At 67.4% G+C, this 22,130-nt stretch carries 14 protein-coding genes and 1 pseudogene; 13 read left to right on the plus strand and 2 right to left on the minus strand.

Going from position 1 to position 22,130, the window contains the following annotated elements; genetic code table 11:
- The first annotated feature begins 55 nt into the window (after window positions 1-55).
- From ASE95_RS11810 to cobA, 7 genes are all read left to right on the plus strand, one after another.
- On the plus strand, window positions 56-637 hold the full coding sequence (locus ASE95_RS11810; RefSeq protein ID WP_056636848.1) for an ANTAR domain-containing response regulator: 582 nt from the start codon (window positions 56-58) through the stop codon (window positions 635-637).
- On the plus strand, window positions 634-1,845 hold the full coding sequence (locus ASE95_RS11815) for an ABC transporter substrate-binding protein (RefSeq protein ID WP_056636427.1): 1,212 nt from the start codon (window positions 634-636) through the stop codon (window positions 1,843-1,845). Before ASE95_RS11810 ends, ASE95_RS11815 begins: the two co-directional genes overlap by 4 nt.
- Before the next feature lie 239 nt (window positions 1,846-2,084).
- Entirely contained in the window at window positions 2,085-3,344 is a 1,260-nt protein-coding gene (locus ASE95_RS11820; RefSeq protein WP_056636429.1) for a nitrate/nitrite transporter, read from the plus strand.
- 35 nt (window positions 3,345-3,379) lie between these two features.
- Entirely contained in the window at window positions 3,380-5,860 is a 2,481-nt protein-coding gene (nirB, locus tag ASE95_RS11825) for a nitrite reductase large subunit NirB (RefSeq protein WP_056636431.1), read from the plus strand.
- Window positions 5,857-6,195: a nitrite reductase small subunit NirD gene (gene nirD, locus ASE95_RS11830; RefSeq protein WP_200918813.1), complete on the plus strand. Its 339-nt coding sequence runs from the start codon at window positions 5,857-5,859 to the stop codon at window positions 6,193-6,195. Before nirB ends, nirD begins: the two co-directional genes overlap by 4 nt.
- Window positions 6,196-6,289: 94 nt before the next feature.
- A complete protein-coding gene (locus tag ASE95_RS11835; RefSeq protein ID WP_056636433.1) occupies window positions 6,290-8,875 on the plus strand; it encodes a nitrate reductase in 2,586 nt (861 codons plus the stop codon).
- Window positions 8,865-9,653 (plus strand): uroporphyrinogen-III C-methyltransferase, encoded by a 789-nt coding sequence (gene cobA / locus ASE95_RS11840; RefSeq protein WP_056636435.1) that lies wholly within the window; start codon window positions 8,865-8,867, stop codon window positions 9,651-9,653. Before ASE95_RS11835 ends, cobA begins: the two co-directional genes overlap by 11 nt.
- Before the next feature lie 208 nt (window positions 9,654-9,861).
- Here the strand turns inward: cobA and ASE95_RS11845 are convergent, their stop codons facing one another.
- A complete protein-coding gene (locus ASE95_RS11845; protein WP_082450103.1) occupies window positions 9,862-12,723 on the minus strand; it encodes a TonB-dependent receptor in 2,862 nt (953 codons plus the stop codon).
- Window positions 12,724-12,845: 122 nt separating this feature from the next.
- Here ASE95_RS11845 and ASE95_RS11850 point away from each other — a divergent pair, with 122 nt between their 5' ends.
- From ASE95_RS11850 to ASE95_RS11870, 5 genes are all read left to right on the plus strand, one after another.
- Entirely contained in the window at window positions 12,846-14,405 is a 1,560-nt protein-coding gene (locus tag ASE95_RS11850; RefSeq protein ID WP_056636438.1) for a tryptophan halogenase family protein, read from the plus strand.
- Window positions 14,402-15,115 carry a SapC family protein gene (locus tag ASE95_RS11855; RefSeq protein WP_056636440.1) on the plus strand — a complete coding sequence of 238 codons (714 nt, stop codon included), beginning with the start codon at window positions 14,402-14,404 and terminating at the stop codon, window positions 15,113-15,115. Before ASE95_RS11850 ends, ASE95_RS11855 begins: the two co-directional genes overlap by 4 nt.
- Window positions 15,116-15,451: 336 nt before the next feature.
- Window positions 15,452-16,348 carry a DUF6528 family protein gene (locus ASE95_RS11860; RefSeq protein WP_056636442.1) on the plus strand — a complete coding sequence of 299 codons (897 nt, stop codon included), beginning with the start codon at window positions 15,452-15,454 and terminating at the stop codon, window positions 16,346-16,348.
- Window positions 16,249-17,508 carry a hypothetical protein gene (locus tag ASE95_RS11865; RefSeq protein WP_156348017.1) on the plus strand — a complete coding sequence of 420 codons (1,260 nt, stop codon included), beginning with the start codon at window positions 16,249-16,251 and terminating at the stop codon, window positions 17,506-17,508. The genes ASE95_RS11860 and ASE95_RS11865 overlap by 100 nt, the downstream gene beginning before the upstream one ends.
- A 134-nt stretch (window positions 17,509-17,642) precedes the next feature.
- Window positions 17,643-18,695 carry an ROK family protein gene (locus ASE95_RS11870; protein ID WP_235528297.1) on the plus strand — a complete coding sequence of 351 codons (1,053 nt, stop codon included), beginning with the start codon at window positions 17,643-17,645 and terminating at the stop codon, window positions 18,693-18,695.
- A 45-nt stretch (window positions 18,696-18,740) separates the two neighbouring features.
- Here ASE95_RS11870 and ASE95_RS18040 read toward each other — a convergent pair.
- Window positions 18,741-19,562: pseudogene (locus ASE95_RS18040) on the minus strand (glycerophosphodiester phosphodiesterase family protein); the annotation flags it as partial.
- A gap of 469 nt (window positions 19,563-20,031) precedes the next feature.
- Between ASE95_RS18040 and ASE95_RS11875 the strand changes: the two are divergent.
- Window positions 20,032-21,921 (plus strand): hypothetical protein, encoded by a 1,890-nt coding sequence (locus ASE95_RS11875; RefSeq protein WP_056636449.1) that lies wholly within the window; start codon window positions 20,032-20,034, stop codon window positions 21,919-21,921.
- The last annotated feature ends 209 nt before the right edge of the window (window positions 21,922-22,130 follow it).

The following is a 22,130-nucleotide window of genomic DNA, read 5'->3' on the forward strand; positions in this document are numbered from 1 at the left end:
CTTCGGGTGGCGAAGGGGCTGGCTGATCCCGGCAGCAGCAGATAGGCAGGCCGGCGTGAGGATCGCGATCATCGATACGAGCACCACGCGCGCCGCGATCATCTCGGAGGGATTGCGCGACGCCGGGCTGACCGATCTGGTCGTTATCGATCCCGAAGGACCGGTGGCGGCGCAGGTGGAGCGGTGCGCCCCGGAAGTCGTGCTGATCAACCTCGAAAATCCCAGCCGCGACGCGCTGGAGGATTTCTTCGCCATGTCGCGTGCGCTGTCCCGCCCGATCGCGATGTTCGTCGACCAGTCGGATGAGCAGACGACGATGGCGGCGGTCGATGCCGGCGTGTCGGCCTATGTCGTCGACGGGCTGGCGCGTCAGCGGATCAAGCCGGTGCTCGACCTGGCGATCCGGCGCTTCGCGGCATTTTCGCGGCTCCAGGCCGAACTGGCGGAGGCGAAATCGGCGCTGGCCGATCGCCAGGCCGTCGATCGCGCCAAGGCGATCCTGATGAAGCGTCGCGGACTGGATGAACCGGGTGCCTATGCGCTGCTGCGTGGTCATGCGATGAAATCGAACCGTCGCATCGCCGAGGTGGCGGAAGCGATCGTGACCAGCGAGGCGCTGATGGGAGACCTGCCGTGAGCGCCGAGACCTTCCGCATCGGCTTCGTTCCGCTGGTCGACGCCGCATTGCCGATCCTGGCGCACGAACTCGGCTTCGCCGCGGCGGCGGGTGTGCGGATCGAGTTGGTGCGCGACGTCACCTGGGCGACGGTGCGCGACCGGTTGCTGTATGGCCATACCGATGCGGCGCACATGGTCGCACCGCTGGCGATCGCCACCGCGCTGGGGCGCGATCGTCCGGCCGTGCCGGTGACCGTGCCGTTCGTGCTGGGCCTAAACGGCAATGCGATCACCTTTTCCACCGCGCTTGGCGACGCTTGCGGGCTGGGCGACACGCTTGGCGATCCCGTGGCGCTGGGCGCGGCGCTGAAGGAGGTGGCGGCAATTCGTCGCGCCGCAGGGCGGCCGCTGCGGTTCGGGGTCGTCCACCGCTACTCCAGCCACAACTACATGCTACGCTACTGGCTGGCGGGCGTGGGCATACGGCCTGACGAGGATGTGGCGATCACGGTCACCAGCCCGACCTTCGCCGCCGACGCGCTGGCCGCGGGCGAGGTGGACGGGATTTGCGTGGGCGAGCCATGGAACGCCATTGCGGTCGACCGCGGGGTCGGACGCATCGCGCTCGCCACCGCGCAGATATGGCGGCGCGGCGTGGAGAAGGTGCTGGCGCTGAAGGCCGATACCGCCGCCACGCGCCCTGACGCGCTCGCCGCGCTGCTTCGTGCGCTTCATGCCGCAGCGGTGCATTTCGTGCGCGCGGATACGGTCGCGGACAGCGCCGCCCTGCTGGCGCGGCCGGAATATCTGGACGCGCCGTTCGACACCATCATGCGCGCGATCACCGATCGCATCCGCGTCGTGCCCGGCGCCGAACCGATCCATTATCCCGACTTCATGTTCCAGCATCGCGAGGCGGCGAACTTCCCGTGGCGCAGCCAGGCGGCATGGCTCTACGCGCAGATGGTGCGCTGGGATGGGTCGGCCTACGCCCCGGACGACGCGGCGCGCGCGCAATCCGTGTTCCGCCCGGACATCTACCGCGCGGCGCTGGCGGGATCGAGCGCGCCGTTGCCCAATGCCAGCTCCAAGCTGGAAGGCGCGTTGCACACGCCGATCGGTGCCGGCTCGACACAGGGGCGGTTGATGCTGGGGCAAGACGGCTTCTTCGACGGTCGCGCCTTCGATCCCGACGACATCGCCGGGTATCTCGGCAGCCTTCCGTGAACTGATGATGCTGCACGTGCGAATGGGGCTTGTGTCGGCGGCGCGAATCAGGCAGCTTTGCAATCGTCGGGCAACGATGCCGGGCACGAGATAGCAGCGACACGCCTCTCCAGCGCCGGGGAGGTTTCGCTGGCGGAGCGGGGCACGATGCCCGCATCCGTACGGAGGCAACGACGCCGCCAGAACGCACCCGCAAGGGCCGCTGTTCTGGCGGCTTTTTTCTGTTTGGAGCACGGGCGATGGCGACGGCGTTCTGGGATCGCGACGGGAACGGTAAAAAGGGCGTGGCCGGGCAGGCGGGCGGCGGCTTCTGGGCCAGCGGCCACACGCCCACGTTGGTGGCGGCATTCCTCTACTTCGATCTGGCGTTCATGGTGTGGGTGCTGCTGGGGCCGCTGGCCCCGGACATCGCGCTGGCACTGGCGCTAAGCCCTGCGCAAAAGGGATTGATGGTTGCGGTCCCGACGCTGGCCGGTGCCGCGTTGCGCGTCGTCAACGGATTGCTAGTCGATCGGATCGGACCGAAAAGGTCCGGCGCGATCAGCCAGTTGATCGTGATCTTCGGCCTTCTCGCGGCATGGGCGCTGGGCGTGACAAGTTTCGCTGGCACGCTGGTGCTGGGCGTGATCCTCGGCTTCGCCGGTGCCAGTTTCGCGATCGCGCTGCCGCTCGCCAGCCGCTGGTATCCGCCCGAGCATCAGGGCAAGGCCATGGGGCTGGCCGGCATGGGCAATTCGGGCACCGTCTTCGCGGCGCTGTTCGCCCCGGCGCTTGCGGCGTTGTTCGGCTGGAACGCGGTGCTCGGGCTGGCGTGCATCCCGCTGACGATCGTCTTCGTGCTCTATATGGCGGTGGCCAAGGACGCGCCCGGCGCGCCGGCACCCAAGCGCCTCGGCGAGTATCTTTCGCCGCTCCGCCAGGGCGATGCGTGGTGGCTGATGGCCTTTTACGCGGTGACGTTCGGCGGGTTCGTCGGGCTGGCGGCCAGCCTGCCGATTTATTTTACCGACCGCTTCGCGCTGACCACGATTCACGCCGGTTACGCGACCGCCGCCTGCGTCTTCGCCGGATCGTTGGTGCGCCCGATGGGCGGCGCGCTGGCCGATGCGATTGGCGGGGTACGGACGCTGACCGTGGTCTTCGCGCTCGCCGCGCTTGCGCTGGTCGGGGTCGGAATGGCCGCGACGTTCCCGGCCGCGCTGGCGTGCTTCGTCATCGCGATGCTGGCGCTGGGCGTCGGCAACGGCGCGGTGTTCCAGCTGGTGCCGCAGCGCTTTGCCGCGGAGATCGGCGTGATGACGGGGCTGGTCGGCATGGCCGGCGGTGTAGGCGGCTTCTATCTCGCGTCCTCGCTGGGACTGGCCAAGCAATGGACGGGCAGCTTCGCCCCCGGCTTCCTGATCTTCGCCGCACTCGCACTGGCTGCGCTGGCCGGTCTGACGATCGTGAAGCGCGGCTGGCGCGCCCGCTGGGGCACCGCCGACGGCGTCCGGATCTGACCCCCGCACCGCCACTCGAACGAACGGGATCATCCATGAAACACGAACCCATCACCAGCGCGCAAGACGACGAACGGCCGCATCTGGTCGTGGTCGGCAACGGCATGGCCGGTTGCCGCGCGATCGAGGAACTGCTCGCCCGCGATCCGCTGCGCTACCGCGTGACGATCATCGGTGCCGAGCACCACGTGAACTACAATCGCATCATGCTCTCGCCGGTGCTGGCGGGGGAGAAGACCTTCGACGAGATCGTCATCAACGGGCGCGACTGGTATGATGACAACGGCGTCACGCTGCTGGCGGGCGACCCCGTCGCCGGGATCGACCGCGACATGCGCACCGTCACCACCCGCGGCGGGATCGTGGTGGCATATGACCGGCTGCTGATCGCCACGGGGTCCGACCCGTTCATCATTCCGGTGCCGGGCAAGGACCTGCCCGGCGTGATCGGCTTTCGCGACATGAACGACGTCGGCGCGATGCTCGCCGCGGCGGAGAAGGGCGGGCGCGCGGTCGTGATCGGTGGCGGGCTGCTCGGTCTGGAGGCGGCGCACGGCCTTGCGTTGCGCGGGATGAGCGTGACGGTGCTCCACCTGATGCCGACGTTGCTGGAGCGGCAGCTGGACGAGGCGGCATCGTGGCTGCTCCGCACCGCGCTGGAGGCGCGCGGGCAGACGATCGTGACCGGCGCGGACACCGCCGCGATCCTCGGCACCGATCACGTCGAGGCGGTCCGCCTGAAGGACGGGACCGAGATCGGCGCCGACCTGGTGGTGATGGCGGTCGGCATTCGCCCATCGGTGGCGCTGGCGCGTGACGCCGGGCTGGACGTCGGGCGCGGGATCAGGGTCGACGACCATATGGTCACCTCCGATCCGAACGTGCTGGCGGTCGGCGAATGCGTCGAGCATGACGGGCAGGTCTACGGCCTGGTCGCGCCGTTGTGGGACATGTGCCGCGCGCTCGCCGACGGCCTTGTCGAGACGCACAGCGGCTATCGCCCCGCGCCGACCTCGACCAAGCTCAAGGTCGCCGGGCTCGACGTCTTTTCCGCCGGCGACTTTTCGGGCGGCGACGGCGCGGAGGACATCGTCCTGCGTGATGCCAGCCGCGGCATCTACAAGCGGGTCGTGGTCCGTGACGACCGGATCGTCGGCGCGGTGCTGTACGGCGATACCGCGGACGGCAACTGGTATTTCGATCTTCTGAAGAAGGGCGAGGACATCGCGGACATCCGCGACGCGCTGATCTTCGGGCAAGCCTTCGCCTCCGGAGGGGGGCAAGCGGACCCTAGGGCGGCCGTTGCGGCGCTTTCCGACGATGCGGAAATCTGCGGCTGCAACGGCGTTTCCAAGGGCAAGGTGCTGGCCTGCATCGATGGTGGCGCGCACAGCCTCGACGCGGTGCGCGGCGGCTGCAAGGCATCGGCGAGTTGCGGTTCGTGCACCGGCATCGTCGAAAGCCTGCTCGCGCTGCGGCTGGGTGCGGAAGTGGAGTCCGGCCCGAAGACGATGTGCAAATGCACCAGCTTCGGCCACGACGACGTACGGCGCGAGATCGTGGCGCAGGGCATGCGCGCGATCCCCGAAGTCATGCAGAAACTGCACTGGACCACGCCGGACGGCTGTTCCTCGTGCCGGCCCGCGCTCAATTACTATCTGCTGTGTGCGCTGCCCGGCGACTATGTCGACGACCAGCAGAGCCGCTTCGTCAACGAACGGATGCACGCCAACATTCAGAAGGACGGCACCTATTCGGTCGTCCCGCGGATGTGGGGCGGCTTGACCAACCCGCGTGAACTGCGCGCGATCGCCGATGTCGTGGAGAGATACGATGCGCCGATGGTCAAGGTGACCGGCGGTCAGCGGCTCGACATCTTCGGGATCAAAAAGGAGGACCTGCCCGCAGTCTGGGCGGATCTGAACGCCGCCGGAATGGTCAGCGGCCATGCCTATGGCAAGTCGTTGCGGACGGTGAAGACCTGCGTGGGCAGCGAATGGTGCCGGTTCGGCACGCAGGATTCTACCGGGCTGGGGGTAAAGCTGGAACGCGCGACCTGGGGCAGCTGGATGCCGCACAAGTTCAAGATCGCGGTCAGCGGCTGCCCGCGCAATTGCGCCGAGGCGACCATCAAGGACTTCGGTATCATCTGCGTCGACAGCGGCTACGAACTGCACGTCGGCGGCAACGGCGGGATCAAGGTGCGGGTCACCGACCTGCTGTGCAAGGTCGAGACCGAGGTGGAGGCGATGGAGATGTGCGCCGCCTTCATCCAGTTGTACCGCGAGGAGGCGCGCTACCTTGAGCGCACCGCGCCGTGGATCGAGCGGGTCGGGCTGTCGTACCTCCAGTCGCGGCTGTTGCCCGATGCCGCGGCCCGCGCCGAACTTGCGGGGCGGTTCTTCTTCTCGCAGCAGTTCATGCAGGACGATCCCTGGGCGCAGCGCGTCGCGGGGGCGGAACGCGAGCATCATGCGCCGATGGCGCGCTTCCAGCCGCAAGGGGAATTGGCATGATCGGTGAGTGGCTGGATATCGGGCAGGTGGACGAGATCCCGCTGCGTGGCAGCCGCACGGTGCAGGTTGCCGGCGGCGACGACATCGCGGTGTTCCGCACTGGCGACGACCGCGTGTTCGCGCTGCGCGATCGCTGCCCGCACAAGCACGGCCGGCTCAGCCAGGGTATCGTGCATGGCGGTGCGGTCGCGTGTCCGCTGCACAATTGGCGCATCAGCCTGGCGACCGGCGAAGCGCTCGGCGAGGACCGCGGCTGTACGCCGGTCGTCCCGGTGAAGGTGACGGGCGGCCGCGTCCTGATCTGTCGCGCCAGCACGTTGAAGGCAGCAGCGTGAACCGCGCCGGTCTGCACGGGAAAGCCCGGGGGCGGGCGGACGGGTGCTGTACGGCCGCCGATGCGCCCGGCTGCTGTCGGGTGGAGGGGCGGCGATGATCCGCACCACCTGCGCCTATTGCGGCGTCGGCTGCGGCATCCGCGCCACGGTGACGGGTGAGCGGCAGGTGCGGATCGAAGGCGATCCGGACCATCCCGCCAACCATGGACGGCTGTGTTCCAAGGGCACGCATCTCGGCGAGACGGTCGGGCTGGAGGGGCGCCTGCTTCACCCGATGATCGGCGATCGCCGCGCCTCGTGGGACAAGGCGCTGGACCATGTCGCGCGGCGGCTGCGCGATACGATCGCGCGCCACGGTCCGGGCAGCGTCGCTTTCTACGTGTCGGGCCAGTTGCTGACCGAGGATTACTACGTCGCGAACAAGTTGATGAAAGGGTTCATCGGTACCGCCAATATTGACACCAATTCGCGGCTCTGCATGTCCAGCGCCGTGGCCGGGCAGGTCCGCGCGTTCGGTGAGGACGTGGTGCCCGCCTCCTATGACGATCTCGATGCCGCCGACCTGATCGTGCTGGTCGGATCGAACACCGCATGGTGCCATCCGGTCGTCTACCAGCGCATCCGCGCGCGGTGCGAGGTGGGCGCGAAGCTGGTGGTGATCGACCCAAGGCGTACCGAGACGGCGGAAGAGGCGGATCTTCATCTCGCGATCCGGGCAGGCAGCGACGTGGCGCTGATGAACGGCGCGCTCGCATGGTGCCGCGAGGCGGGGGTGCTGGACGATGCGTTTCTGGCCGATCACGTCGCGGTGCCGGACGGCTTCTGGGACGCGCTGACCGATGGGCATGATCTGTGGTCGGTCGCGCGCACCTGCGATGTGCCCGCCGCCGATCTGCGGCGCTTCTACGAACTGCTCGCCGCCACGCCGCGTACGGTCACGATGTTCAGCCAGGGCATCAACCAGTCGCTGGCCGGCACCGATCAGGTCAATGCGATCATCAACCTGCATCTCGCCACCGGGCGGATCGGCAAGCCCGGCGCAGCGCCCTTCTCGATCACCGGACAGCCCAATGCGATGGGCGGGCGCGAGGTGGGCGGGCTGGCGACGACGCTGGCGGCGCACATGGATTTCGCGCCCGAGAACCGCGCGCTGGTGCAGCGTTTCTGGGCGTCGCCGACCATCGCCGCGAAGCCGGGGCTGAAGGCGGTCGACCTGTTCCGCGCGGTGGGCGAGGGGCGGATCAAGGCGCTGTGGATCATGGCGACCAACCCGGCCGTGTCGATGCCGGACGCCGCGCGCGTGCGTGAGGCGATGGCCGCCTGCCCGCTGGTGATCGTCTCCGACGTGATGGCCGATACCGACACGGGCGCGTTCGCGCACGTCCGTCTGCCCGCCGCCGCGTGGGGCGAGAAGGATGGCACCGTCACCAATTCGGAGCGCACCGTCAGCCGCCAGCGTGCGCTGTTCCCTCTGCCCGGCCAGGCGAAGCCCGACTGGTGGATCATGGCGCAGGTCGCGCAGCGCATGGGCTGGAAATCCGCCTTCGCCTATGATCGCCCCGCCGATATCTGGCGCGAGCATGTGCGCCTGTCGCGCTACGGCAACGATGGGCAGCGCATGTTCGTGTTGCCGGGGCAGGGCGGCGGCGGCAACGCCGGTTACGACTACCTCGCGCCCTTTCGTTGGGGCGGCACGCCGTTTGCGGACGGCCGCTTCGCCACCCCGGACGGGCGGGGGCGGCTGGTCTTGGTGGCGCAGAAGCCGCTGTCGGCCGCACTGCCGAAATGGCCGCTGACGCTCAACACCGGGCGCTACCGCGATCACTGGCATACGATGACGCGGACCGGGCTGGCGCCGAAACTCGCCCGTCACCGTGCCGAGCCGCTGGTCGAACTGCATCCCGACGATGCGGTCCGGTGCGGGATCGTTGATGGCGGTCTGGCGCGTGTGGTCACGCCGCAGGGTGAGAGTGTCTACCGCGCGGCTGTCGTCACCACGCAGCGCGCCGGCGAATTGTTCGTGCCGATCCACTGGACCGACCAGACGTCGAGCGGCGGGCGTACCGGCCTGCTGCCGCGCCCGCTGGCCGATCCCCTGTCCGGCCAGCCCGGGTTCAAGGCGACGCCAGCGACGATCGCGGCGGTGGCGACGCAATGGCGCGGCTTCGCGTTGTTCGCGGGCGAGGCGACGAAGCGGCCCGACTGTCTGTGGGCGACCCGTGTCGCGGTGCCATCGGGTAGCTTGTGGGAACTGGCGGGCGATGGTGGCTGTCTTGCGATCGAGGCGATCCTGCCGCCGGGCGAGCGGATCGAAGCGGTCGACCATGCGCGCGGCACCCGCCGGATCGCCGTTCTTGCCGACGGACGCCTGATCGCCGCGCTGTTCCTGACCGAAAGCGGCGAACTGCCCGCGCGCGACTGGTTGATCGCGCAGCTGTCCGCACCGCAGGCCGGCGCGACCCTGCTGGCCGGTCGCGCGCCGGGTGCGGCGGTGGATCGTGGGGCGATCGTCTGCGCCTGCTTCGACATCGGGATGCGCACGATCGTTACCGCGATCCGCGACCACCGGTTGACCGATGTCGCAGCGATCGGTGCCGCGATCGGCGCCGGTACCAATTGCGGTTCCTGCCGCCCCGCGCTCGCGCGGCTGATCGCCGAGGAGAAGACCCATGCCGCATGACGACTTCCCGGCCGGTACCGTATGGCTGGTGGGTGCCGGCCCCGGCGATCCCGAACTGCTGACGCGCAAGGCCGCGCGCCTGATCGCGACGGCGGAGGTGATCTTCTACGACGCCCTGGTCGGGGCAGGCGTGCTCGACCTTGCGTCTTCGGCGGCCGAGTGCGTCGGGGTGGGAAAGCGATCGGGACGTCATTCGAAGGATCAGGCGACGATCGATGCGCTGATCGTCGCGGCCGCGCGCGACGGCCGCCGCGTGGTTCGGCTGAAGGGCGGCGATCCCGCGATCTTCGGCCGCACCGCGGAGGAGGTCGCGGCCTGCACCGCGGCGGGCGTGCCGGTCCGCATCTGCCCCGGCATCACCGCCGCCAGTGCGGCGGTGGCGTCGGCGGGTACGTCGTTGACGCTGCGCGGCGCGGCACGGCGACTGACCTTCGTGACCGCGCATGCCCGCGCCGGCGAACCGCTCGATCTCGACTGGCAGGCGCTTGCCGCACCGGATGCGATGCTCGCGGTATACATGGGGCGTTCCGCCGCCGCGTCGATCGCGCAGCAGCTGATGGCGGCGGGGCGCGCGGCCGACACACCGGTGATGGTCGTGGTCAACGCCTCCCTGCCCGGCGAGCGGATCATTCGCGGGCGATTGTCGTCGCTCGCGTTTCTGGTCGATACGATCAGCGACCACGATCCGACCTTGCTGTTCGTCGGGGAGGCGGTGCGTTCATCGACGGCGGCGGCGGTCCTGCCGCGGCTGCAAGGACACGCGATGGTGCGGCCATGAAGCGGGCCTTCGCGGCGCCGGCATGCGGCTGGCCACGGTTCCTGCTCTACGCGGGCCTGTGCTGCGCGGTGTGCGTGCTCAGCCGATAGGTGTCCGCATCATATTGCTGGCAAGATCGCAGGCACACGGCGATTTACGACTATCCGGGGCGACGAACCACGCGAACCGCGGCGATGACGGCCGAACGTGCCGCCATCGCCTGACGGCATCAGAACGAGAAGCGCACGCCCGCGTCGTAGCGGGGGCCGAAGTTCTGGTAGGACAGCAACTGATTATCGAACCGGCCGGTGGTGAAATACTTCGCGTTGAACAGGTTCGTACCCTCCACGAACACCTGCACCGCAGGCGTTAAGTTGACCGCGACGCTGCCGTCGAACTGGCCATAGTCGCGCACGAAGATCGGTTCGTTGCCCGATCCGCCCGCCAGTTGGCGCAGGAAGCGTTCGCGGCGATTGTAGGCCATCCGCGCCGAAATCCCGTATTTTTCGTAGAAGACGGTGCCGTTCTGCGAATTGCCGATCCCCTCCGCTGCGAACGACTGCCCGATCTGGTTGACGTCGAATTCGCGGTTGGTGCTGACGAAGGTGGCGTTCGCCTGCACGCCGAAGCCGCTCAGCACGCCGGGTAGCCAATCGAGCGTGTGCACCACGTTCAGTTCGAGCCCCTTGATCTCCAGCGACTGCGCGTTGCGCGGACGCCGCACGCTGAACTCGCCGAAGAACTGCCCGCCGGTCTGGGTGATGAGCCCGCCTACAGGCAGCCGCACGCCCTGCGCGTTGCCCGCGTTCAGGATCGGAAGTCGCTCGTCACCGAAGCTCTGGATGATGAAGTCGTCGACCTTCTTGTAGAAGACCGCCGCCGACAGCGTCGTCGTCGAGGTCGGATACCATTCCACCGACAGATCGGCGTTGTTGGCGCGGTACGGCTTCAACTCGGGATTGCCGCCGCTGGCGCTCAGCGTCGCCGGGCGCAGCGTGTCGGTGTTGAAGGTGGGTGCCAGATCGCCGATCGCGGGGCGGGTCAGCGTCTGGTAGGCCGCGACGCGCACCTGCAGCTTCGGCGTCAGGTTCAGCCGCACGTTCGCGGTCGGCAGGAAGTTGCCGTACGACGACTTGCGCGTGATCGATACGCCGGCCGGGCTGTTGAACACCCCGACATAGATCGTCGGATCGGTCGGCGGATTGCCGCCGGTCGGCGTCAGGTCGACCAGCTGGCGCTGCTGACCGAACGAACTGAGTTCGGTATATTCGTAGCGCGCGCCGACGTTGACGAACAACGGCATGCTGCCGATGGTAGATTCGAAATCCATGTCGGCATAGCTGGCATAGACCGTCTCCTTGACCCGCGCCGACGGCTGCGGCGTCGTCGCATAGCCGTTGACCGCGGCATAGCGCGCGGCGGTCGTCCCGGGCGCCAGCTTCTGCGCGCTGTCCAGCGCCGAGGTGGCGGCCGGGCTGGTCAGGAAATCGAGGTAGCGGCGCGGATCGAAGGTCAGGAAGGTCAGCGGCACCGAACCGCTCTTCGCCCCCAGCCCGTTCATCGTGAACGGCGTCAGCAGCGACGGATCGGCGAAGGTCGGATAGCCGCAATAGACGCAGCCGACGTCGTCGGCGGACGTGATCGGCACGTTGTTCTTGTCACGCGAGGTGCGTGCCAGCCCGAAGCGGAACGCCTTCAGGACGCCGTCGTCCGGCTTGAATTCGTTGTTCCAGCGATATTCCTGCACTTCTTCGGTGATGTCGTTGCCGTTCACGCCCGCGATGTGCGTCTTGCCCAGCGCCGGATCGCTCAGCACGCCGGGGCCATAGCCGGAGGTGGAGCCGATCCCGCCGTCCACGGCCTGATTGAAGGTATAGGGCGAGGCCGAGCCGATGACCGCGAAATAGGACTTGCCGCCGCCCGCGTTCTTGGCGCGCGACCACGTCGCATCCAGCACCATCTTGAACTGTTCGCTGGGGTTCCACTCGACGTTGCCGCCGGCTTCCCACGTCGTCGTCTCGCGGATCGCGCCCGACGAGATGAAGTCGGCGTTGCCGCTGGTGGTCAGCGAGGTGATCGTGCGGTTGTCGTCGATCGTCGCCGCCGTATATTGCGACGGCTCGAACCAGCTGCCCAGCGCGCGCGTCGTCGAATCGCTCTTGAACTTGTTGTACAGCCCGTCGACCGTGAAGGTCAGCGTATCGCTGGCCTCGTATTGCCCGACCAGCGTCGCGCCCAGCCGGGTACGAACGTCACGCGCGTTGCCGACGTCCTGGTTGCGCGGCGCATAGACGTTTTCGAACAGCCGCGCGCCTTCGCGACCGACCGCCGTCCGCGGCAGGTATCCGCCGTTGGTGACGGAATCGATCGACGCGATACGCTTCTGGTACGACAGCGACGCCAGCAACCCGAGCCGACCGTCGGCGAACGTGTCGCTCAGCAACCCGAACAGCTGCGGCGTGAATTTTTCGCTGTTCTTCTCGTACAGTGCCTTGGCGCTGACGATGCCCTTGAATTCCTTGAGCGCGAGCGGACGCGGCGTCTGGATGTTGATCGTCGCGCCGATGCCGCCGCCCTGCAGCGAAGCCTGCGCGCTCTTGTAGACCTGCGCACCGCTGATCAGTTCGGCCGGAATGAGGTCGAACGAGAAGGAGCGATTGAAATTGTCGCTGGCGAAGCTGCGGCCGTTGAACAGCACGGTGTTGAACTGCGGTCCCAGCCCGCGGACCGTGACCGACTGGCCCTCGCCGTTGCTGCGGTCGATCGCGACGCCCGGGATGCGCTGGAGCGACTCGGCGACATTGGCGTCGGGGAACTTGCCGAGATCTTCCGACGAGATCGCATCGAGGATGCCGGACGCGGTGCGCTTCTGTGCGGCGGATGATTCGATGCTGCCGCGAATGCCGGTGACCACGATGTCGCCCGATGTCCCGTCGCCGGAGGTTTGTCCGGGAACCGCAAGGCCGGTGCCGGCGGGCGACGTGCCATCCTGCGCGAGCGCGGGCGTCGCTACGATCAGGGCGCCGATGGCGCACCCCATGCCTGTCGTGGCGCGGTGCCACATACGTGCTTGCCGGATCGGTGACGTCATCGCTAGCTCTCCCTTATGTCGCCCCGTTCTGATGCCTGGGGTCTGACGCGAGCCTAGTAATATAATCAGACATGATCAATACATGGGTAAGCAACATCGCTCATGTTTTCAGGAGGAAGAGGATGACCCAGCCGCACGGCGAAACCGACCGCCCTGTCAAACGAGTGGTCGTGGTCGGCGGCGGCTCGGCCGGTTGGATTGCTGCCTGCCGCCTCGCGGCGGCGGTACGGCGCAGTGCCGGCGACGTCACGGTGACGCTGGTCGAATCCGCGCAGGTGCCGACGATCGGCGTCGGTGAAGGTACATGGCCGACGATGCGCAACACGCTGGCCAAGATCGGTATTTCCGAAACCGACTTCGTGCGGCGCTGCGATGCGGCGTTCAAGCAGGGCGCGCGCTTCGTCGGCTGGGCGGATGGCAGGCCCGGCGACGCCTATTATCATCCGCTGAATCCTCCGGCCGGTGCCACCGAGATCGACCTGGCCCCCCATTGGCAACCGCGTGGGGGCGCGGCGGAGTTCGCGTCCTGGGTCGATTATCAGGCTGCGCTGTGCGATGCCGGCCTCGCACCCAAGTCGATCACGACTCCGGAGTATCTCGGACAGGCGAACTACGCCTATCATCTCGATGCCGGCAAGTTTGCGGCGCTGCTCCATGAACATGCCACCGGCAGGCTGGGGGTCGAGCACGTCGTCGGCGACGTCGTTCGCGCCGAGATGGCCGACAATGGCGATGTCGCGGGAGTATCGCTGGTCGACGGGCGGACGATCGCGGGCGATCTGTTCGTCGACTGCTCCGGGTTCGCCGCGCTGTTGATCGGCGGCGTCTACGACATACCGTTCCGGTCGTGTCGGGATGTGATGTTCGCCGATCGCGCGATCGCGATGCAAGTGCCGTACGCCGACCCCGACGATCCGGTCACGTGCCACACCGTCGCCACCGCGCAGGACGCCGGCTGGATATGGGATATCGGCCTGTGGACGCGCCGCGGCATCGGCCATGTCTACAGCAGCGCGCACATCAGCGACGATCAGGCGGAGGCGGCGCTGCGCCGCTATGTCGGCCCGGCTGCCGAAGAACTGTCGGCGCGCACGCTGCGCATCGAGGCGGGGCACCGCGAACGTTTCTGGCAAAACAATTGCGTGGCCGTGGGGCTGTCGGCAGGGTTCGTCGAGCCGCTGGAGGCGTCCGCGCTGATGCTGATCGAGGCGTCGATGGACGCGATCGCCGATCGTCTGCCGCGCACTCGCGCCGCGATCGACACCGCCGCGCGCCAGTTCAATGCCGCCTTCACGCACCATTGGTCGCGAATCGTCGAGTTCCTGAAGCTGCATTATGCGATCACCCGGCGTACCGACTCCGCCTTCTGGCGCGACCACGCCGATCCCTCGACCTGGCCGGACGGACTGGCGGAACGACTGGCGCTGTGGCGGGATCATCCGCCCGCCGCCGCCGATTTCGATCACGCACGCGAGGTATTCGGCTGGCCCAGCTACCAATATGTCCTGCACGGCATGAAGTACCCGACCCGCTACCCCCGGCACGATGCCGCGCCCGACGCCGCGCTGGCGCGACGCTGGATCGCGCGTACCGACCGGACACGCGCGGACGCGATGCAGCGGCTGCCCCGGCACCGCGATCTGTTGCGTGCGGTGCGCGACCATGGGCTGCAGGCGGTATGACGCGGTTGCGCGCGCTCGATCCAATAAGGCACGGCGACCTGCGCATCGACCGCGCGCGCGGCGCTGCGACGCGGCGGCTGGTCCCGCTCGGCCGCAGCGAGATCGCGCTCGCCGGCGCAGACATGCCGATGTGCCTTGCCAAGGACGGTCAGACCGGCCGGTTCGAACTGATCGCGCTGTTGGGATTGGTCGAGCCGGTAAACCTGTTCACGTCGAGCGCGGGGTATCACGCGACCTATCAGCCGCGCGCAGCCGGCGTGGCGATGCTGCGCGCCGACGTGGGCGGAGCGGACGGACTGGCGATCGACGAGGACGACGCGGCGGTCGGGGGACTGGGTGAACCGCTGTTCGACAACGGCACGGCCAGCCGGTGGCGCGACGCGCTGGAGGCGACGATGGCTGACGTCGCGGCCGGACGCGCGCTTGCCGCAGGCTATGCCCACCGCAAGCTGCTTCGTCCGCTTTGGGTGACCCTCACGATGGCGAATGGCCACGAACATGTGCTCGACGGCCTGTACGCCATTGCGGAAGCCGAACTCGCCTTGCTCGACGACACGGCGGTGCTGGAGATGCACCGTGCCGACGAACTGGCCCCCGCGGCGGTCATCACCGCCTCGCTCGCGCAAACGGAGCGCTTGCGACAGCTCCATAACGCCCGCTTCGCCGATACGATCGCGGCCGTACGGCTGTCGCTCGATGAACAACGGTGACCGGGAGGCGATGTTCATCGAACCTTTCGCCTGCAGCGTCGGACGAACAGCCGGGTAGTGGTCGGAGGGCAAATCGCGACCGAGCGCGCCCGCTGCCGAAATAAACCGATCGCAGGTCGCGAACCCGACGATTTTACCGTGTTCGGCAGTCGCTTCGGACTGGCGAGGCCGTGTGCGTCAACCTGCGCCGCTGGCCGGGCGGCCGGATTTTTCGCGATAGCCCCGATGACGCGATCTCGCAGATCTCGGGGTTCCACGCGGCTTTCAGTTTAAGCACTATGCGTGACAATATGGTGACCGTTGAGTATTATCGCTCCGGGCAACGCGAGGAAGGCAATGAGTACGATGATTCGAATGGCCGCGGCGTCGCTCGCGATGGCCACGCCAGGATCGGCTCAGGCTGCCGAGCGCCTTTATGCCTGTGGCGACGATCAGGTCCGCGAATATGATGTCGACCCCGCATCGGATGCGGGGCCACACGCTACCGAAATCTGGCGGTGGAGCGCCGCAACTGCGGCCGACCTCCCCGCAGCCTATCGGACGCGGCTCCTCGCGCGCATCGACGAATGCAAACCGATCGATGAGGGGCGTGCGATCCTGATTACCGCATCGACGGGCGGTGTCGCCGTGGTCGATCGTGCGAGTGGCCGCGTATCGTTCCGTGCCACCGCGCCGATGGCCCACTCGGCTGCCGTCGTGCCGGGCGGCCGGATCGCCATGGCGCTTTCGCTTCACGCACAGGGCGACCGGCTGCAACTCTACGATCGCAACCGCGGCGGAACGCCGTTGCTCAGCAGGCCTCTGCCGTCGGGGCATGGCGCCGTCTGGGACGAGCAGCATCGCCGGCTGTTCGTCCTGTCGCACGACCTGATCCAGGCCTATAAGGCAGGAGGAGAGCGTGGCGCATCGCACTTGACCGAAACATCCCGCTGGACGCTGCCGGGACGTCGGGATGGACATGATCTGTCGCGCCGCGCCGACGGCGGATATCTCGTGACGACCGATGATGGGGTCTGGACCTTCGACCCGCGCAAGGGCAGCTTCGTGCCGTTCGCGGCGCTCAACCCGAAGCTGAAAGTGAAATCGGTCGACATGCACGGGCATCTCGCCTGGGTGCAGGCGGAGGAAAGCTGGTGGGCGAAGGGCTTCACGATCGCGCGCGCGGACGGCGGCGATCCGGTGCGGGTACCGGTCGAGGGGATGCATCTGTACAAGGTCCGCTGGGTCCGCTGAACTGGGGCCGCGTCTGGCTGGCCTATGGCATCGCTCACGTCGGCAAGAGCCTGTTGTGGACGGCGAGCGACCTGCTGACGATCTATCTGCTCGTATCGCTCTATGGGGTCGATCCAAGGATCGCAGGCGGGCTGTTCCTGGCTGGCCTGGTTGCGAACGGCACCGCCGACCTGTGCGTCGGCCTGTGGCTCGATCGTCATCCGTATCGTGCCGCACCGTTGGCGATGTGTTCGCTGGTGCTGGCCGCCGCCAGCTTTCCCGCCACCATCCTCCTGGCGCCGCATGGGCCATGGGCGTTGCTGGCGGCAACGCTGGTGTTCCGCATCGCTTATGCCGGATGCGACGTCCCGCATAACGCGCTGATGACGCGGTTGGGCAGCACGCCGCCACGCGCGGCCTGGCTGGCGCGCGTGCGGACCATCGGCACCGCGCTCGCGTCGCTGGTCGCCGCATGGGGCGCGCGGGGCACCGATGCGGCTGCGACGGCGACGTCACTCTGGATCATGGCGCTTGCCGCGCTGCTGGTAGGATCGGCGATGGTGCCATTGCTCGCGACGGCGCCGCTCGCCGCGGCGAAAGCGGCACCCACGACACGGGCGTGCCGGCTGACGGGATTGCCGGTGTCGTTTCTCGCCGCAAGCATCATCGGCATCGTTGCGCTTGCCGGCCTGGCAAAGGCGGTACTGCACCTGCCCGCAGCTTCGATCGACGGTTCGATGATCCTTGCGCTGTTGATCGCCGGACGAACGCTATCGGCACTGCTGCCGGTGCCGAACGGCACGACATCGTGTGGATCGACCAGCCTTTGTGGCACCTATCTCGCGGCAGCCGTGATCGCGGCGACCTGCGCATATAGCATCGGGGCCGTCACAGTCGTGCTGCTTGGGTTCGCGATGGGCGCGACGAACCTTGTCGGATGGGCGTTGCTGCCGGCGCTGGCCGACGGCCCCCGCGCTTACGGCGTCTATACCATGACGTCGAAACTGGCGCTCGGCGCAAGCGGCCTCGTGCTGGCCGGCGGGTTGGGCGGCGTCGCGACGTTCGGACCTGCCACCTTCTCCGCTTTCGCTCTGGCGGTCGCTGGTGCCTGCATCATGGCAGCCGTGCTGGCGCGCATTCCCTTGACTCCGCCGGTTCATCACGCCTTCCCAACATCATGACCGGTATTTCCGCAGGCACTTACCCAACGCGCTTCCTTCGTGAGGATGCGCGCCGCACCGCGACAGCGAACGAGCGCGTCATACTCGAACTGTTGTCGCGGATCGGGGCTGCCAGTCGAGCGGATCTCGCGCGCGTGACCGGGTTGGCCCCGCATTCGATTACCCGCCTGGTCGAACCCCTGCTGGCGCGGGGCCTGTTGCAGGAGAGCGCGCCGGTCACAGTGGGGCGGGGCAAGCCGAGCACCCGATTGTCGCTGATCGGGAGCGCCGCTTTCTCGGTCGGCGTCTCGGTCATGACCGACGCAATATCGCTCGTCTTGCTGGACCTTGCCGGCGCGACGGCCGCGGCGCGCAGCGAACGGCTGATCGATCCCGACATTACCCCCGCCTGCGCCCAGATCCGGACGATGGTCGACGCCGCCATCACCGACGCCGGTTGGGACCGTACGGCGCTCGTCGGCATCGGCGTCGGTGTCACCGGCTATTTCATCGGCGATGGTGCGCGGCTCAATCCGCCGCGCCTGCTCGACCCTTGGGCGCTGATCCCGCTGGACACGATCCTGGCGGACGCGCTCGGCCAGAAGATTTGGGTCGACAATGACGGCAATGTCGCTGCGGTGGGCGAGGCCATGCTGGGCCACGGGCGCGCGGTACGCGATTTCGCGTATCTGTACTTCTCGGCCGGTTTCGGAGGCGGCGTGATGTGCAAGGGGCATCCTTTGCGAGGGCACCACGGCAATGCCGGTGAATTCGCGTCGATCCTGCCGGTGGGCTGGTCGCAACCCAACCTCGAGGCGTTGCGGATCGCCTTCATCGACGAAGGGGTGCCATATCCCGATCTGCACGCGATGCTTGCCGCGTTCGATCCCGATCATGTCGCGGTGGATCATTGGCTGGACGCGTGCATTCCGTCGCTGGATCTGGTCGTCTCCTCGATCTCTGCAACGCTCGATCCCGCGATGATCGTACTCGGCGGACGGCTGCCATCGTCACTGGCGCAGCGCATCGTCGAACGCATCTCGATCACCAATCCCGAACGGCGCGGATTTCACCGTCCGGTCCCGCGGATCGTCGCCTCCACCCTCGATGGTGATGCTGCCGCCATCGGCGCCGCGGCCCTGCCGTTGCGCGCGGCGTTCTTCGGCGCTCCCGAAGCCGATGGCACGATCGGGGACGAAGCCAACTGACCGCGCACCGAAGATCGGTCGGGGTGCGGTGACGAACCTTCGCAGCGGCACAGGCTGATCGGGCTGGATGATCGAGACGCCGCTGCGGATCAGGCGTCCCCACACCGCATCAGGGTGACGCATCGCCTCCGCGTCGCCGCCGATGCCTGCAATGAACCCGTCCCACAAGCTGTTGGCCCAGAGCCGTCCGCCAGCGACACGCGCGGCCACCACCACGGGTGTCAGCGCCGCCAGCCGCATGCGCGGGACTTCATAACCGATCGGCTTGCGGGAGCCGCTCGCCTGTCGGGCGATTACCTGCGGCAGATCGTCGCTGCCGGAAAGCATCGGCATGAACCGCACCCGGTCGAACGGCGACAGTGTCGCCAGCGGCGGACTGGCGATGCCGGCGGCCGCCTTGACCAGCACGCGATCCTCCGCTCCGGCACGGTGGACCGCCGCGATCGTCTCGACATGGACCGCATCCTTGATGTCGAGGTTGAGCACGATCCGCCCCGCCGAAGCTGCGAGCATCGCCTCCAGCGTCGGGATGCGATGTTCGGTCAGCACGCTGGACGGACCACCCATATCGCCGCGCAGACGCAGCGCCTGCAACTGCGCCAGCGTCAGGTCCGCGACCTTGCCACGACCGTTCGTCGTGCGATCGACCGTCGCATCGTGGACCATCACCAGATGCCCGTCGCGGGTCATCCGCACGTCGTGCAATGGGCAGGTCGCCACGCGGCGTCGGTCTTTGAATGACCTTGATGCAGCGGTGTCGCCGATCGCGCCGCTTGTCGCATCTGATCGGCTCGTTGCGCAGTCGTCCACCTGAGGTGCGGGGCTGCCGATCGCCTTGAGCAGGCGGGCGGAGTTGTAGGCGGCCATGAGTTCGGCAGGTGCGTCGGAAGCTGCTCCTGGCAATCGTAGTGGAAGAGTTTGGCGGTCGCTTGCTTGATGGTCGGCTCGGTGAGCCGATGCTTGATGTGGTCGCCTCGCAGATCATGTCGAAGCGCATCTGACATGACTATGGAAAAAGCCGATCGCATCCGCTCCGCAAGCTCGATTCCGGAGCGCCGCCGGTGAGGGCATTCACTGCCCTTTTGAACGAGGTGGACACACGGTCATGCGGATGAGGGTGCAGGTCCGTCGTCCTGAGCCTCGACCGCCGGGAATTTGCGTCACCTCCGGCTTTCAGCAGGCGTGGCGTGGTGGTAATCGGCCTAGACCTTAGCTCGCCCGCGAAAAGCCCTCTCGTCTATAAAAATATAATTTGAGAAGCTTCAAAGCTGACCCTACCAGGTGATGAGCGAACCCGGTGATCGCCGGTGATCCGCGATGACATTGGGGGCGGGCGATGACCGATGACGGCGATACGGGCGATTATTCCGCAATGGATGGCCGGCTCAGGCGTCGGCGCGTCCTGACCGGCGGGGCGCTCGTCGCCTGTGCGCCGTTTGCCGACGTCGGCCAGGCCCAGGTGCGCGATTTCGGTCAGGTCGGGGGACGTGCGGGTGGAGACGTTTCTGGGACGCTGGAGCACATGCTCAACATGGTCCACGACAATCCCGGCGAACCGCCATTCGTGACCAGATATCATGACCCGGCGTTTCTGAAGGACAAGGGCTATACCGGACAGGTGCCGCGCACATTCCTGCCGTGTACCGTGACCTATGCGGCGATCGCGCCCGGGCTGATGCCGCCCGGCTCCGCCCAGCGTCGCAAGGTGGAAGCCTATGCCGCGACGCTGGACCTGCTGTTCGCGCGTGCAAAGGCGGCGGGGATGCCGGTGTATCCCTTCACCGACCTGCTCGTGTTGCCGAAGGCGTTGGTCGAGACCGATGGCCCGATGCTGGTCACCGAGGCGCAGCGCGCGGACCATGCTACGTTGGGCGGCGCATCGCTTGCGGCGAACGTCCTGGCGCCGCGCACCGAGCAGTTGTTGCGCGCCCAGATCGCCGAGATCTTCGACCGGTTCCCGACGATCGACGGCATCACCACCCGTTTCGGCGAAACCTATCTGTTCGAATGGCCCGAATATGCCGGCAGCAGCCCGGCACGCACGCCCGAGGAGCAGGCGCGGCTGATCGCGATCCTTCGCGACGAGGTCTGCGTCAAGCGCGGCAAGCGGCTATTCTATCGGACGTGGGATTTCGGGCGCGTGCACACGCAGCCGGCCTTGTATCTGGCGGCGACCGATCCGGTTGAGCCCCACCCGCTACTGACGATGTCGATCAAGCATGTCGGTGCCGATTTCCTGCGCTTGCAGCCGTTCAACCAGACACTGGGGATCGGTCGCCATCGGCAGATCGTCGAAGTCTCGTCCAGTCAGGCGGGCATCTACGGCAAGAATGCACATCCCTATTACTTCGGGCAGGGCGTCATCGACGGGTGGCCGCGTCATCCGTGGATCGACGCGGTCGAGCGGACGCCGTGGCGTTCGCTGCGCGAACTGACCGCGTCGCCGCTGCTGACGGGTGTCTGGACCTGGTCGCGGGGTGACGGATGGCGCGGACCCTATACGCCGGACGAAATGTGGGTCGACCTGGGCGAGGCGGTGATGCGCGGCTTTCGCGACGCGCCCGCCACGCCGGAGCCTGTGCTGTTCGCCGCCGCGGCCCGCGCCGTCACCGGTGTCACCGACCGCGACTTGCCATTGCTGCGCGACCTGTCTCTGCTGTCGGCGTCCGCTTCGCTGGCGGGGCAGGATACCGTGCATATGACGCCCGCCGAATGGAACCGGCGTGCCGGCGTTCTGCCGAAGGATTTCGTCCTGTCCGGATCGTACCCGCAACAATGGTGGTGCCGCGACGACGGCATCTCGGCGATCGACCTCACGCCCGTCATTCTGGCCGGCAAGGCTGCGCCGGTCAGGGCGGAGAAGGCGCGGGCCGTCGCAGACTGGCAGCGGATCGAGGCGTTGTCCCGGCGGATACGGCTGCCTGATCCGACCCGTCAGGCCTTCCTCGAAATCTCCTGCGCCTATGGTCGGATCAAATATGCGTTGTTCGAGCAGATCTGGCTCATGCAGCTGCTGGCGGCCGAGGCCGCCTTGTCCAACCGCCCGCTCGCGCGCGTGCCGATGCGTCGGGCGATCGCCGCGTACGACCATCACTGGGGCGAGTGGGAGGCGCTGCACGCGTCCAGCCCGCTTTGTCCGACGCTCTATTCCGATCGCTCGGTCAAATATGTCGATGCCGCGCCGTTTCGGGAGGTGCTGGACGCCTACAGAAATCAGGTCGCCTGACCTCACCAGTAAAAATGCATTGCATATATCCAAAATGAACGACATCGTTCTCCGATAAGAACAACCGGGGGGGGAATGGCTATGAACAGGTTATCCATGCAATCGTGTCTGTTGGCTGGCGCTGCGACGCTGGCGGTGCCGGCAAGTGCCCAGGTGGGGGCGCCGCCTGTCGACAGGCAAGCAGGGCCGGCGGCTATCGTTGGCGAACC

The organism is Sphingomonas sp. Leaf231 (assembly GCF_001421995.1).
Classification (GTDB): Bacteria; Pseudomonadota; Alphaproteobacteria; order Sphingomonadales; family Sphingomonadaceae; genus Sphingomonas.